The sequence below is a fragment of the Mycobacterium sp. genome (assembly GCF_025965855.1).
In the GTDB taxonomy this organism is placed as follows: domain Bacteria; phylum Actinomycetota; class Actinomycetes; order Mycobacteriales; family Mycobacteriaceae; genus Mycobacterium.
Window position 1 is genome coordinate 1 of record NZ_JAOPWB010000243.1, and the last position, 13600, is coordinate 13600.

Below are 13600 nucleotides of genomic sequence, written 5' to 3' on the forward strand. Positions count from 1 at the left end.
CACCGCCCAGGCCCTCAGCTCCCGGAAAAGACACGACGAGCCCGCAAAGGAGTGGGGACTTCTACATGGCCACCAGTGGGTACTTCCTACTGGCCACAGATGGGGACTTTCTCACGGCCATTCACAGGCAGACGAGTCAGGTGACGATTCCACGCATCGATCTTGAAGATGCGCGGTAGTTTCCTTCGAGTTGCAGATGTCACACCGGGGGGTTGAATCGAGACATGGCGCAGACCAATGCCAACCTGATTTGGAAGATCGCCGATCTACTGCGGGGCCCATATCAGCCGAACCAGTACGGCGATGTGCAGGAAGGAGTCGGCGATGAAAGCTAACGTAGGCGACTGGTTGGTGATCAAGGGCACGACAACCGAGCGCTCGGACCAGCGGGGGCTTATTACGGAGGTGCACTCCGCGGACGGCTCGCCTCCCTACGTGGTGCGGTGGCTCGCCACCGGCCATGTGGCGACGGTGGTTCCCGGCCCTGACGCCATTGTGGTGACACCAGAGGAGCAGGAAGCAGCGGACGAGCGGGCACAGGAACGGGCCGCACACCGCGGCACCAACAACTAGGTGCTGCGGCTCGCCGTTATCCCCGCGGGCTTGCTGGCGGGCTGGTTAGGCCATCACGTGATGGACTCTCGCGCATGCGGGCGGACGCGGCGAGCGCGTGGGCCGCGTTGCCGCGCACGGAGACCGTCTACGTACACCTCTGGCATTGGGGGCACCAGCAGTTAGTGTCCCCCAGCGCTAGTGTCGGCCCGGGCCAGGTCCGCCAGGACCGTGGTCGCCAGGACCGTGGTCGCCAGGGCCAGGTCCGCCAGGACCGTGGTCGCCCGGACCCCAGCCGCCAGGACCGCGGTCGTCCGGACCCCAGCCGCCAGGACCGCGGTCGCGCCAGTTGTCGTGACAATTCCCCCAGTCCCAGTTATCGCCCCACCCAGGATCCCAGAAGTCACCCGGGCACCATTGCGGGAAAGGCCCCGGCTGGGCTCGCGCGTCAGTTGCGGCGCCCAAACCGGCCAGCCCCAAAGCAGTGGTCAACGCGAAAGTCGCTGCAGCTAAGCGTGAAAAGCGCTTCATAGTACTCAGGTATACCCAAGTTGAGTGTTGGATACGCGGGCGGTATTTCCCGGCAATTCCCCATCGGTTCCTATCCGATCGGCGAACAGAGCTGGCGGGCCGTGGCTGGTGTCAGCGGCGGGCCGTCGATCTCGGTCACGTGGATGTTCCGGTCTGGTCCTCACGCGAGGGGCGAGTTGTGCTGAGTGGACAGCAGCCCGTCCAGAGCTGATCGCGTCCCTCGTTTCGTCCTCGCGGAGGTTCAAGATCACGGTGTTGAACATGCTCTCTTCGTAGGCGTTTACCGCATAGACCCAGGCGGTACCGGAGGCAATCAGGTCACCGACCGCGTCGTTGATTCGGTCGTTGCGTTCCTTGCGTCTCGCGCCCCGGGTGGACACAGAGTTAGCGGCCTGCGTGATGATCACGCCTGCGAGTGAAGGTGACCGTGAGGGCCATCCCCCATCCTGGTTTGTAGAACACGCCCAGCACCGTATGTCGCTCATGTCGGCGCCAGCAAGCGCTGCAGCGCGGCCTGGGCATGGCGTGCCGGACCGGCGGCGCCCGGGTCCCCCGTCCTATCCGGAGCGGCCGCAAGACTAAACGTTGAGCAGCGCCGCGCGCTAGAAAGAAACCATGGGCGATCACGAACAGGAGTACTACCGGGCCGACGTACAGGGCCTCTCACGGCAGGATCCGACTACCCGCATGAGAGACCCGCGTGACGGACGGGAGCACACCTACGTAACGACCAACTTGGATGTCGCTCGGGCATTCGCGCTCGGCGCCAACGACGGCAACAGTTCTGTCTACGGGGTCGAACTCGATGACCCAATCATGTGGGACACAGAGATCAAACAGCTGCAACACGGCACACGGTTCCTTATGTCGCGCGGGGGAACCGTCGCAGATGTCGTGGAGGAAAACCCCGCTATGACGCCTGAGGAAGCGCGCGAAGTCATGTCCGAGTATGCCCGCTGGGCCAGGTATGGTTCCCCCGTCTATGACGACGAGGGCTACGCCACTGTGCCGCCAGGCCTGTCCCAGGTATGCACCGCGGAGCAACTGCGTCAGCTTGGCCGGTATCCGCCTCCGTTTTCGATCGTCGCGTTGGCAGAGTTCTTCGCTCGTCCGGGAAACTCCGGCTAGAGAGGTGGCAGACACATCTGATGAAGCCGACCGAGGCCGAGCCTGGAATGCCGCAGCTCTCGACGACGCTGCGGCGGCCACCGGTCGGTACGCCATGTCTACTGCGGTGTATGAGGCCGAAGACACCGTGATGGGTCGTGTGGTGGCGGTGAAGCTGCTGGCGGCCCCGTACTCGCAGAACCAGGTTTTTAGGCAGCGGCTGTACCGGGAGGCGCGTGCCGCGGGGAGGCTGCATGAGCCGCATGTGGTGCCCATCCAACCAGTGCGGGGAGATCGACGGGCAGTTCTACGTAGACATGCGACTGATCGAAGGTACCGATCTGCGCGCCATGTTGACGCGGCGTGGCCTGCTGAGCTCGGCACGGACGGTGGCGATCGTACGCCAGATCGCCGCCGCGCTTCCCCAGCGCGCCTTCTCCGACGAATGTGCCGCCCCTGCGGATAGCCGACCGGTACGTGGCTGGGCGTAAGCATCGCTGACGACGCTCAGCGCCGCGACCTCGCTGACAAAGTCGGCTACGGCTCCGCTACCACCCCACCCGGTGACCTCACATCGCCGGACCGGCAGACGCCACCGCGAGTCGGCCCCGATTCCCCGTTCCGGCAAAGGAAATTGAAGGACTCGTGGCGACCGGGACTGGCGACAGCCCGGGCTGGGCCGTTGCCGACCTGGATGAAGGCAATGGACCTCGGGAATCGCGCCTACCGGTCGTCCAGCTTGACCGTGACGGTCACCTGGCCCTGATCGTCGCGGGTCGCGACGGCGTGCCCGGTTCGGTCGGTGCCGTTGAGCCGCAGCGTAATCGGGCCGCCGCCGCCCAGGAAGTTTCGCCACCAGTTCTTGGCGCCGGGAAGCCCGACACCGATGACAACCTCGTCACCGACCCGCCGGTAATTCACCGGTGTGGTGAACGTCTTGCCTGAGCGACGGCCGACGTAGGAAATCATCACCAGGTTTCGGCGCACAACGTTGCCCAACAGGGGCACATCGATAAGCTTCGCCGCGACAGCGTTAAAGGCGGGCACTATCGGGGTACCGAATATTCCGCGGCGCATCACAATCTCCTTGGGCCGAGCGATGCTCGCCAGCCTAGCCGGGCCTCAGCCCACGCTTCAGTACGTCGACCCGAAGGCGGGGCAAATCACGTTCCGGGACTATGCGGAGCGGTGGCGGGGAATGCAGGTACAGCGGCTCAGCTCACAGGCGCACGTCGAGACAATGCTTCGCAGGCACGCCTATCCGACGCTGGGCGACCGCTGCCTTTCGTCGATCATGCCCAGCGATATACAGGCGTGGGTAAAGGGCCTGGCGCTGGCCCCGGCCACGGTCGGGGTGGTGCACGGCATAGTTTCCACGGTGATGAAAACGGCGATCCGGGATCGGCGGATCGCATCAAACCCGTGCGACGGAACGAAGTTGCCGAAGGTGCAGCGCAAGCAGGTGGTGCCGCTGGTGACCGAGCAAGTGGAAGCGGTCCGTGCCGTCCTTCCCCCGCAGCTACAGGCGCTCGTCACGCTGGCGGCGGGGACCGGCATGCGTCAGGGGGAATGCTTCGGGTTGACAGTGGCCGCGTGCGGTTTCTTGAGCGCGTGGTGACGGTGGACCGGCAGCTCGTCACGGTGCAGGGCCGGGCACCGGAATTGGCTCCGCCTAAGACGCGGGCCAGCAACCGGACAATTCCATTGCCCCGGGTGGTTGTGGACGCGCTGGCGGCACATCTAGCGGAGTTTCCCGACGGCCCTGACGGCCTGGTGTTCACTCTGGCGGGGAAGCCGATAACCCGGTCGGTGTTCGGGCACAAGTGGCGCGCTGCGGTCAAGGCGGCTGGGCTTCCTGCCGGGACGGGCTTCCACGCCTTGCGCCACTAATACGCAAGCCTGTTGATCCGTCACGTGGAGAGTGTGAAGACGGTCCAGTCACGGCTCGGCCACGCCAGCGCGGTCGAGACGCTGGACACTTACAGCCATCTGTGGCCCGATTCTGACGACCGGACGCGGGACGCGATTGATTCGGTGCTCGGATTTACTGCGGACGCACTGCGGATGGAGGCGGCTCCGACCAGCTGAATATGCAGGTCGCAGACGTAAGGCGGACGAGTTGGCCTGTAAGCCGGATTCTGTTCCCCGCCGCCGCGGCATAAGCAACGGCGGCGGAGCGGCGACCATCCATCTGGGCACACCGTTGCCGGGTGCCTCGAGCGGCCTACCCGCAGGCTCGGGCGAGCAACCCTCGAACGCCTGCGCGGCCGCACTGGGTGCGGCCTTCTTGGCCTTGCTTCGGGTGGGGTTTGCCTAGCCATTCCGGTCACCCGGAATGCTGGTGCGCGCTTACCGCACCGTTTCACCCTTACCACCGCGGGGGTGGCGGTTTGTTTTCTGTGGCACTTTCCCGCGAGTCACCTCGGATTGCCGTTAGCAATCACCCTGCTCTGTGAAGTCCGGACTTTCCTCGACTCGACGCCGGCGGACCGACGCGAGCCGCGGCCGCCCGGCCAACTCGTCCGCGACGATCCACGGTACCCGCAGCGGAATCTGCTGACCAGCGGCCATTGGGCCGCGGCCCCATCTATTCAATCATTGCCTAAATAGCGATGTTGGTGTCACGCTGAGCCCATGACAGACACGGAAGGCTTCGTCGATCAGTCGGTGATGGGTCTCGCTGAGCCTCAGCCGATGTACAAGGCGTTGCGGGAAACGACCCCGGTGTTCCGGTCGCCTCAGGCGGTGGTCCTGAGCCGCCTCGCCGACATCGAGATGGCGCTCAAGCACACCGAATTGTTCTCGTCGAACATGGACGCGGTCGACCTCGGCAACATCCGCCCGATGATCCCGCTGCAAATCGACCCGCCCGAGCACGCGAAGTACCGCCGCGTCCTCGATCCACTGTTCACGCCGCGGGAGATGGCCCGGCGCGAACCCCGTGTCACCGACCTCGTCAACGAGATGATCGACCGCTTCGCCGGCCGGGGCGAATGCGACTTCCACGAAGAGTTCGCCGTCCCGCTTCCGTGCACCGTCTTCCTGCAATTGCTCGGCCTGCCGCTGGATGACCTCGACAAGTTCCTGGTCTGGAAGGACCACATCATCCGCCCCGAGGGCGACTCCGGCTTTGACCGCCGCCACGACACCTGCGCAGGCACGGCGCAACAGATCTACGACTACTTCGACCGCGCCATCGACGACCACATCGCCGGCCCGCGCGACGACGTGCTATCCGCCATGATCGCGGCGAACTTCAAAGAGGACGGCGGGACACTATCCCGCGAGGAGCTGCTCGACGTCTGCTTCCTGTTCCTCATCGCGGGGCTGGACACCGTGACGGACTCCCTGGACTGCTTCTTCGTGTACCTGGCACGCCATCCCGACCACCGTCACCAGCTCGTCGAGCAACCCGAGATCCTGCCGAGCGCCATCGAGGAGCTGTTGCGTTGGGAGACGCCGGTGCCCGGCGTCGCCCGCGTCGCCATCCAGGACACCGAGGTGGGCGGATGTCCCATCAGCAAGGGCGAACGGGTCAGCCCGTTGCTGGGTGCGGCCAACACCGACCCGGCCGAGTTTCCCGACCCGGAACTCGTGGACTTCAACCGCAACCCGAATCGGCACCGCGCGTTCGGCGGTGGTCCGCACCGCTGCCTGGGATCCCACCTGGCTCGCATGGAGCTGCGGGTGGCGCTGCGCGAATTCCACCGCCGCATCCCGGATTACGAGATCAAGCCCGGCACGCAGCTGACGTACACCGCCGCGCTGCGGTCGGTGGAGTCGCTGCCCTTGGTGTTCCCGGTGTCATGACCCGCCTCGGCGTCGACGCCGACCGCTGCACGGGGCACGGCCGCTGCTACACCTTGGCGCCCGACGTCTTCGACGCCGACGACGTGGGCCACTGCGTCGTGCTCGTCGAGGAAGTCTCGGGCGAACTAGAGGCGCAAGCCGTCGCCGGTGAACAGAACTGCCCGGAGCAGGCAATTACCCTGTCGCGCTGAGGGTTACGCGAAGCACACCACGCTGCGCGCACCCCGCCCGGCGGTCATGTCGGTGAACGCGGCCTCGACGTCGTCGATGCCGATCCGCCGCGTGACCAGCGCTTCGAGGTCGAGCTTGCCGCGTTGGGCGAGCGCGGCGAGCACCGGGATGTCGCGCGCCGGGTCGCTGGCGCCGTAGACGCTGCCCTGGATCGCCTTGCCGTCGGCCATCAACGACAGCGCGGGAAACGTCACCTCCTCGGCGATTCCGGCGGCGCCCACCAAGGTGACCTTGCCGCCGCGACGGGTGGCTTCGTAGGCCAGGCGCATCGTGGCGGGCTTGCCCACCACCTCGATTCCGTGATCGACCCCGAGGCCCCCGGTGAGGTCGCGCACGGCGGCGACGAGGTCGACCTCGCTGGCGTCGATGGTGTCGGTTGCCCCGTTGGCCGCCGCGGCGGGAAGCTGGCCGGCGGCCCGGTCGGCGGCGATGATCGGCGCCGCGCCGGCCAGCCGCGCACCTTGGATTGCGGCCAAACCCACACCGCCGCAACCGATCACGAGCACACTCTCCCCCGGGCGCACGGCCGCCGTGCGCATCACCGCGCCGACCCCGGTGGTGACGCCGCAGCCCAGCAGCGCGGCGAGGTCGAGCGGCAGCGACTCGTCGACCGGCACCACCGCCGCGGCCGGCAGCAGCGTCTCCTCGGCCAGCGAACCGACACCCATCCCCGGCCACACGGGGGCGCCGGCGCCCTCGGCGTACGGGCCGCCGTAGGCGTGGTCGTAGCCGTGCACGCACAGCTGGGCCTCGCCGCGCAGGCAATGCGGGCAGGACCGGCAGGGCACGCTCCAGGTCAGCACCACGTGGTCACCCGTGCTGACCGTGCCGACGTCGGCGCCGACCTCGGCGACGATCCCCGCGCCCTCGTGCCCGAGCGTCGACGGCAGCAGCGTCGGTATCGCTCCGTCGCGCAACGACAGATCGCTGTGGCACACGCCGCTGGCGTGCAATCGCACCCGTACCTCGTGACCGCGCAGGGGCCTTAGCGCGAGCTCCTCCACCGCCGTGGGTTGTCCGACCTCGCGCAGCACGACGGCTTTCATCGGACCGGGCCTGTGATCTGCGTCATAGCGACATACGATGACGGGACAACCGCACCGGGTCAAGGGAGACGGGTCATGACGGGATCAACGACGATCACGCGGGAAAGCCAAACTGCCGGCGACGAGCCGGTGCTGACGATCGGTGGTGAGCCGCAACCCGGCGCCGCGGGCACCTATCCCGTGCACAACCCGGCCCGGCCGGCCGAGACCGTCGGCCACGCACCGGCCGCCGACCGCGCCCAGCTCGACGCCGCGGTGTCGGCGGCAAGGCGCGCGGCGCCGGAATGGCGGGCGCTCGGCGTCGCCGAACGGGTCGCCGCCGTCTCGGTCGCCGCGGCGGCGGCCGCCGAACAGCTGGCCGTCCGCGACGGCGCGCGGCTGTACACCCGCGAGCACGGCAAGGTGCTTTCCGAGGCGAACTTCGAGATCAGCACCGGGCCGGGGCTGGCCGCGCTGATCGGTTCCATGGCCCAGGAGGCGCTGGCGCCCGAGCAGGTCGACCCGGGTTCGGCATTTCCGCGGCTGCACCGGGAGCCGTTCGGCGTGGCCGCGCTGGTACTGCCGTTCAACTGGCCGCTCGCGCTGACCATGACGAAGCTGGCGTCGGCGTTGACCGCGGGCAACACCGCCGTCGTCAAGGTTCCGCCGAGCTGTCCGCTGGCGGCGCTGCGGCTCGCCGGGGCGCTGGCCGCGGCGCTGCCGCCGGGAGTGGTGAACGTCCTCTCCGGACCTGGCAGCGAGCTCGCCCAGGCGCTGGTCACCCACCCGGGCATCGACCTGATCTCGCTGACCGGCGGCGTGGCCACGGGGCGCGCCGTCATGGCGGCCGCCGCGCCGCGCCTCACCCCGGTACTGCTCGAGCTCGGCGGCAACGACGCCGCGATCATCGCTTCGGACATCGCGGTCACCGACGAGCTGGTGGAGCGGCTGGTGGCGGCGACCTATACCACCGGCGGTCAGGTCTGCATGGCGATCAAGCGGCTGTATGCGCCCGCGGAACGGGTCGGCGAGCTGGCCGAGGCGGTGCTCGCGCGCTGCGAGCGGGAGGTGATCGGCGACGGCCTCGCCGAGGAGACCACGCTGGGTCCGCTGCACACCGCCGCCGGGCGCGACAGGGTCGCCGCGCTGGTCGGAGACGCCGAGGCCGGGGGCGCGTCGGTGCGCACCGCGGGGCGGATCCGCGAGGCCGACGCCGGCGCCGGTGGCTACTTCGCGCTGCCGACCGTCGTCACCGGCCTCGCCCCGGACTCGCGACTGGCCACCGAGGAGCAGTTCGGCCCGGTGCTGCCGATCTTCGGCTACGACAGCATCGAAGACGCCGTAACCGCCGCCAACGCAACGGAATTCGGCCTCACCGCATCAGTCTGGACCGGTGACGACGCGCTCGCCGACCGGATCGCGAGCCAGCTCGTCGCCGGCACGGTCAGCGTCAACTGCCACGGACTTGCCGCCCAGGACCCGCGCCTGCCGTTCGGCGGCTGCGGGCAGTCCGGCCTCGGCCGGGAACTCGGCGTCGACGGGATCCGGGCGTTCACCCAGCCACGGACGTTCGTCCGGCATCCCGTCCCGCGCTAGCTCATCGTCGAGTGTGCGCTGGCGGCTTCGCGAGTGCGCTCAGGGCGGAAAATCCGCGAAATCTTCGCCCTGGACGCACACTCGAAGCCCAGGACGCACAGCGTCTATTCCGAGACCGCGTCCAGCTCTGTTCGGACCCGGTCGATTTGGTCGTAGGCGTAGGTCGCCGCGGCAGCGATCGTCATGGTTTCTCCCTTGCGAGCGAGCGATTGGTAGGTATTGTCGCCGAGGACGTCGCGGAGGTGGTCAATCGTCGCGCTGAGTTGGGGGTAGCTCGCAAACGTAAAGGCGGACGCGGCGAACCCGCAGATGGTCGCGGCCTGTTCGTGGTGCCCGAGGCGATCCAGCTGACAGGCGAGGATTGCCAGCGGGTTTCGCAGGTTGGCCACATTGCCGGAGTCGTCGTAGTGCTGGATCGCCACCGTCAGATATTCGACGAACTGGATGGGGTTGGTTTCGGTAGCCGCACCGATCAACAGCGTTGCCGCCGTCGCCGATTCCATCTGCCGGTTGCCGCTCTCCCGGGCGGTCGTCAGGGCTCGGCGTAGGGCGTCATACGCGGCGACGGGATCCGCGTCTTGGTAGGCAAGGCCGTGCGCCAAGAGCGCGAAGCAAGCCGTCATCGGATTCTGAGTGCAATCGGCTTCGGCGAGCAGCCCTTGCGAAACCATCCTCGCTTCGTCACCCTCGCCCAAGAACCACAACGCCATAACCAGACATGCGCGGGTGATCGTCAGGGGGCCCGCATCCGCCGCTATCGCACGGCGGCACAGATCGGCCCACCGGTCGGACTGACCGGCGTGGCTGTACACAATGCCGGTCGAAATTTGTAGCTCGTATGGAACCTCGTCGAATCCTCCGCGCTGCGTTATCTGGTGGCTGGCGTCGAGGTAGCCGACGGCGTCGTCGACCCGTCCGGCCGCGTGGCACTGCGCTGCCACCACATAAAGCTGCGCAAGCCGCGGATGGTCGACCTCGCGCGCAGGTTCAATGAGCTCCTCGGCCCACGCGACGGGCTCGTACTGTTCCACTAAAAGACCAAGCATCGTCGCGTGGATGGCGATGGCGGCGGCGGTGTCTAGGTCGCTGTGGTCGGCTGCCCACCGAAATGCCGTGCGCAGATTGGCCAGTTCGACACCGAACCAGTTGTAAGCCTCGCGCTGTCGGGGGCTGTCCCATAGGGCCATGATGTCGGCTTCACGCCCGGCGAAGTAGCGGGCATGCGCGGTCCGGACCTCGGGTGCCGCACCGGAAGCGACGAGTTGCTCCTCGGCGAACTGACGGATGGTCTCCAGCATCGAAAATCGAGTCCGCTCCGACGTCCGGTCGGCGACCACCAGCGACTTGCGCACCAGCGCATCCAGCAGATCCAGCGTGGCGAGTTCGTCATCACAATCGGCCACCGCGCACGCGGCGGAGAGATCGAACCCGCCAGCGAACACCGAACACCTTGTCAGTAAAGACTTTTCGGCATCGTCGAGGTGATCGTAAGACCATGCCACGGCGTGGCGCAGGGTTTGGTGACGTTCTAGGCCGCGCCGCGACCCGACCAGCAGCCGAAACCGGTCATCGAGGCGATCCCGCAGTTCGGCGACGGTCATCGAGAGCAGACGCGATGCGGCCAGCTCGATGGCCAGCGGGATGCCGTCGAGACGGCCGCAAATCTCGATGACCGCCTCCACCTCACCGGTCGTGGCCATCGAGAACCCGGAAGCGACGCTGCGGGCGCGCTCGACGAACAAATCCACCGCTGCAGAATCGATGCCCGCGCCAACGCCCAGCGAGGGCACGAACCACAACTGCTCGTCGACGACCCCCAACCCTTCGCGGCTCGTGGCCATAATCGTCACCGTCGCGGACCGCGCGAGGATCGCCTCGATGAGATCGGCTGCGGCGTCACGCACATGCTCGCAGTTGTCGAACACCAAGAGCCGGACCCTGCCCTCCAACGCGGCGGCCACCGAGTCGCTGACACTCATTCCGGGTTGTTGGGCGATGCCCAGCACCGCGGCCACCGCGTCGGGCACCGACGCCGGATCGGTGACCGCGGCCAGTTCGAAAAGCCAGACACTGTCCGGGAATTCATCGGCCATCCGTGAGGCGACCTCCACCGCCAGCCGGGTCTTGCCTACTCCGCCGACACCGGTCAACGTCACGAGCCGATGCGCCTTGACCGCGGCTTGCACCTCGTCGAGTTCGGACGCGCGCCCGATGATGCTGGTCGCCGCGCGCCGCAAGTTTCCCGGACGAGTATCCAGCGCCCGAAGCGGCGGAAACTCGGCCCGCAGTCCGCGTGCTCGGACCTGAAACACGCCAACCGGCGTCGGCAGGTCCCGCAACCGTCGCGGCCCCAGATCTGCCAGGTCGACCCCACTGAGCAGCCCCGCCGTCGATTCGGCCAGCAGGATCTGACCGCCATGCCCGGCGGCCATCACCCGTGCGGCACGGTTCAGCACCGCGCCGAAGTAGTCCCCCTCCCGCAGTTCGGCCTCGCCGGTCGCAATGCCCATCCGTACCGGCAACTCCAACGACTGCTGCGCAGCCACCGCCGCATCCACCGCGGACATCGGCGACGCGAACGCGGCGACCACACCGTCACCGGTGTGCTTGAACACATGGCCGTCATGCTTTGCGATCGCGGTGCGCAGCACCTCGTCATGCGCCACCAGCGCATTCCGCATCGCATCCGCGTCGGCTTCCCACCGACGGGTCGAACCCTCGATATCGGTGAACAGAAACGTCACAACCCCAGAAGGCGGGCCGCCCGCGGACACCCGCACAGGATGTCACACCGAGCCCACTACCAGCCAGCAAACGGCGCCTGCCGTTCGAGACAAGCCGGGCAGGCCTAGATTCCCAGTACCGTGCCAAGGGCCGACGGCAGCATGCCGGTGCCGCTGGTTCGCCTGCACGGCAACGTATTTGCGGTCAGCGATGGGAACGCGAGTACAGTAACTCCGATGGCTGCCGCCCCGTCGAATGAGCGGATGATCGCCGGCGTCGCCGCCGCGTCCGTCTCGCTTGGGGTAGCCCAACTGGTGGGCATCCCGTTCGGTGCGCGGGCCGACGCGCGCACTGCGATCGGCTCAGCGGTTGTCGACCTGACACCCGGGCCCATCAAAGAGTGGGCGATTCAGACGCTGGGCTCCCTGGACAAGCTCTTCTTGGCCGTCGTGGTGCTCGTGGTCATCGCCACGATCGGCGCGATCGCCGGCACCGTGGAAACTCGGCGGCGCCCACTCGGCAGCGCCGCGATCGCGGCGGCGGGCGTCCTCGGATGCGTCGCCGTGCTGTCGCGGCCGGGCGCGACGGCGCTCGACACGATCCCCACTGTCGCGGGCGCCGCCTGCGGTGTGGCGGCCCTACGCGTGCTCACCCGCCGGTTCTGGCCCGGCCCGGCAGACCCGGAAGACCCGGAAGACCGAGCCGTCCACGACGAGCCGGACGCCGGAAGGCGCAGGTTGCTCGTCTACGGATTGCTCGGATTCGGAGTTGTGAGTGGCGTGGTGGGTGCGGTCATCACGCGGTTGGTGCACTCGGTGACCGCTGACCGCAGCACCTTCGCAATTCCCCGACCGCGCACACCGGCGCCACCGATACCTGCAGATGTGCAACCGAAAGGCGTTGCGCTACCGAGCTTTGTCACGAGCAGCGCCGACTTTTACCGGGTGGACACCGCACTCATTGTTCCCCAACTCAGCCACGGCGACTGGCGGCTGCGCATCCATGGCATGGTGGACCGCGAAGCCACCTACAGCTTCGACGACCTCACCCACTTCGATGCCGTCGAAACGGTGACGACGTTGACCTGCGTTTCGAATCCCGTTGGAGGCAACCTGATCTCGACGGGTCTCTGGACGGGCTACCGGGTGGCTGATCTGCTGGCGGTGACCGGCGTGCACGCGGATGCCGATATGGTGCTCTCGACATCGATCGACGGGTTCACCGCCGGGACGCCAGTGCAGGCGCTGACCGATGGCCGCGACGCACTCCTGGCGGTCGCCCTCAATGGTCAGCCGCTGCCGATCGAGCATGGCTATCCGGCCAGGCTGGTAGTACCCGGGCTCTACGGGTACGTGTCGGCCACCAAGTGGGTCGTCGAGATGGAGCTCACCCGCTTCGACAGAGCGGAGGCGTACTGGACGCGGCAGGGCTGGGCGCCGCGTGCACCCATCAAGACCGAGTCGCGGATCGACGTGCCGAAAGGCGGCCAGAAGGTGCCGATGGGGCCCGTGGTGTTTGGCGGTGTCGCCTGGGCGCAGAATCGTGGCGTGCGGGCCGTTGAGGTCCTCATCGACGACGGCGTGTGGCAGCCCGCCGAACAAGGCGCGAGCTATTCCAACGGGACGTGGCGGTTATGGAGCTTCCCGTGGCAGGCGAAAAGCCCTGGGAAGCACTCCATCACCGTGCGTGCCACCGACAACACCGGGGCTGTCCAGACGGCAGATCGAGTTGGTACGGTTCCGGACGGCGCCACCGGCTGGCACACGGTGGACTTCACCGTGGCGGAGCGATGAGGCGCTGTTTCGGTGCTATTTGGAAGAGAGTTTCCGCCAGCTGAACACCGCGATCACGAGGCCGATCAACACCGTGATCGGACCGATGATGGACCAGGTCGTGGTGTTGCTCATCGGGCTACCACCAAGCACTCCGAATCCCTGGAGTGCCCAGATCAGACCGAACAGCGCGACGATCAACCCGAACGCGAATGTAGCGACGAAAGTCCTTCTCATACAGGGAGGCTACGC

Annotated in this window: 13 protein-coding genes, 1 other RNA gene and 1 pseudogene; 9 read left to right on the plus strand and 6 right to left on the minus strand. The window is 67.3% G+C overall.

The genetic code is table 11. The features are described 5' to 3' along the window. Window positions 1-324 precede the first annotated feature (324 nt). Window positions 325-573, plus strand: coding sequence for a DUF1918 domain-containing protein (locus tag JWP83_RS20715; RefSeq protein ID WP_297733995.1), 249 nt, complete (start codon window positions 325-327; stop codon window positions 571-573). A 161-nt stretch (window positions 574-734) separates the two neighbouring features. Here JWP83_RS20715 and JWP83_RS20720 read toward each other — a convergent pair whose 3' ends face one another. Continuing rightward, window positions 735-959: a hypothetical protein gene (locus JWP83_RS20720; protein WP_297733998.1), complete on the minus strand. Its 225-nt coding sequence runs from the start codon at window positions 957-959 to the stop codon at window positions 735-737. Window positions 960-1698: 739 nt separating this feature from the next. Here JWP83_RS20720 and JWP83_RS20725 point away from each other — a divergent pair. Both JWP83_RS20725 and JWP83_RS20730 read left to right on the plus strand, forming a co-directional pair. Further along, entirely contained in the window at window positions 1699-2211 is a 513-nt protein-coding gene (locus JWP83_RS20725) for a hypothetical protein (RefSeq protein WP_297734001.1), read from the plus strand. A 106-nt stretch (window positions 2212-2317) separates the two neighbouring features. Then, window positions 2318-2612: pseudogene (locus JWP83_RS20730) on the plus strand (protein kinase); the annotation flags it as partial. Between the two features lie 301 nt (window positions 2613-2913). Here JWP83_RS20730 and JWP83_RS20735 read toward each other — a convergent pair. Beyond that, on the minus strand, window positions 2914-3267 hold the full coding sequence (locus JWP83_RS20735) for a nitroreductase/quinone reductase family protein (protein WP_297734004.1): 354 nt from the start codon (window positions 3265-3267) through the stop codon (window positions 2914-2916). Between the two features lie 22 nt (window positions 3268-3289). On the opposite strand from JWP83_RS20735, the gene JWP83_RS20740 reads away from it, so the two are divergent. Next, entirely contained in the window at window positions 3290-3808 is a 519-nt protein-coding gene (locus JWP83_RS20740) for a hypothetical protein (protein ID WP_297734006.1), read from the plus strand. Then, window positions 3784-4080: a hypothetical protein gene (locus tag JWP83_RS20745; RefSeq protein ID WP_297734009.1), complete on the plus strand. Its 297-nt coding sequence runs from the start codon at window positions 3784-3786 to the stop codon at window positions 4078-4080. The genes JWP83_RS20740 and JWP83_RS20745 overlap by 25 nt, the downstream gene beginning before the upstream one ends. A 221-nt stretch (window positions 4081-4301) precedes the next feature. Here the strand turns inward: JWP83_RS20745 and rnpB are convergent. After that, window positions 4302-4711: RNase P RNA component class A (gene rnpB / locus JWP83_RS20750), an RNA gene on the minus strand. 113 nt (window positions 4712-4824) lie between these two features. Here rnpB and JWP83_RS20755 point away from each other — a divergent pair. Further along, entirely contained in the window at window positions 4825-6000 is a 1176-nt protein-coding gene (locus tag JWP83_RS20755) for a cytochrome P450 (RefSeq protein ID WP_297734012.1), read from the plus strand. Then, window positions 5997-6191, plus strand: coding sequence for a ferredoxin (locus JWP83_RS20760; protein ID WP_297734015.1), 195 nt, complete (start codon window positions 5997-5999; stop codon window positions 6189-6191). Before JWP83_RS20755 ends, JWP83_RS20760 begins: the two co-directional genes overlap by 4 nt. Before the next feature lie 3 nt (window positions 6192-6194). Here the strand turns inward: JWP83_RS20760 and JWP83_RS20765 are convergent, their stop codons facing one another. Beyond that, a complete protein-coding gene (locus tag JWP83_RS20765) occupies window positions 6195-7277 on the minus strand; it encodes a Zn-dependent alcohol dehydrogenase (RefSeq protein ID WP_297734019.1) in 1083 nt (360 codons plus the stop codon). Between the two features lie 75 nt (window positions 7278-7352). On the opposite strand from JWP83_RS20765, the gene JWP83_RS20770 reads away from it, so the two are divergent. Then, entirely contained in the window at window positions 7353-8852 is a 1500-nt protein-coding gene (locus JWP83_RS20770; protein WP_297734022.1) for an aldehyde dehydrogenase family protein, read from the plus strand. Between the two features lie 104 nt (window positions 8853-8956). Here the strand turns inward: JWP83_RS20770 and JWP83_RS20775 are convergent, their stop codons facing one another. Next, complete coding sequence (locus JWP83_RS20775; protein WP_297734025.1) at window positions 8957-11596, minus strand: adenylate/guanylate cyclase domain-containing protein; 2640 nt, start codon at window positions 11594-11596, stop codon at window positions 8957-8959. Between the two features lie 216 nt (window positions 11597-11812). Here JWP83_RS20775 and JWP83_RS20780 point away from each other — a divergent pair, with 216 nt between their 5' ends. Further along, on the plus strand, window positions 11813-13369 hold the full coding sequence (locus JWP83_RS20780; protein WP_297734028.1) for a molybdopterin-dependent oxidoreductase: 1557 nt from the start codon (window positions 11813-11815) through the stop codon (window positions 13367-13369). Between the two features lie 15 nt (window positions 13370-13384). Here the strand turns inward: JWP83_RS20780 and JWP83_RS20785 are convergent, their stop codons facing one another. Beyond that, window positions 13385-13585 carry a hypothetical protein gene (locus JWP83_RS20785; RefSeq protein ID WP_297734031.1) on the minus strand — a complete coding sequence of 67 codons (201 nt, stop codon included), beginning with the start codon at window positions 13583-13585 and terminating at the stop codon, window positions 13385-13387. Window positions 13586-13600: the final 15 nt, after the last annotated feature.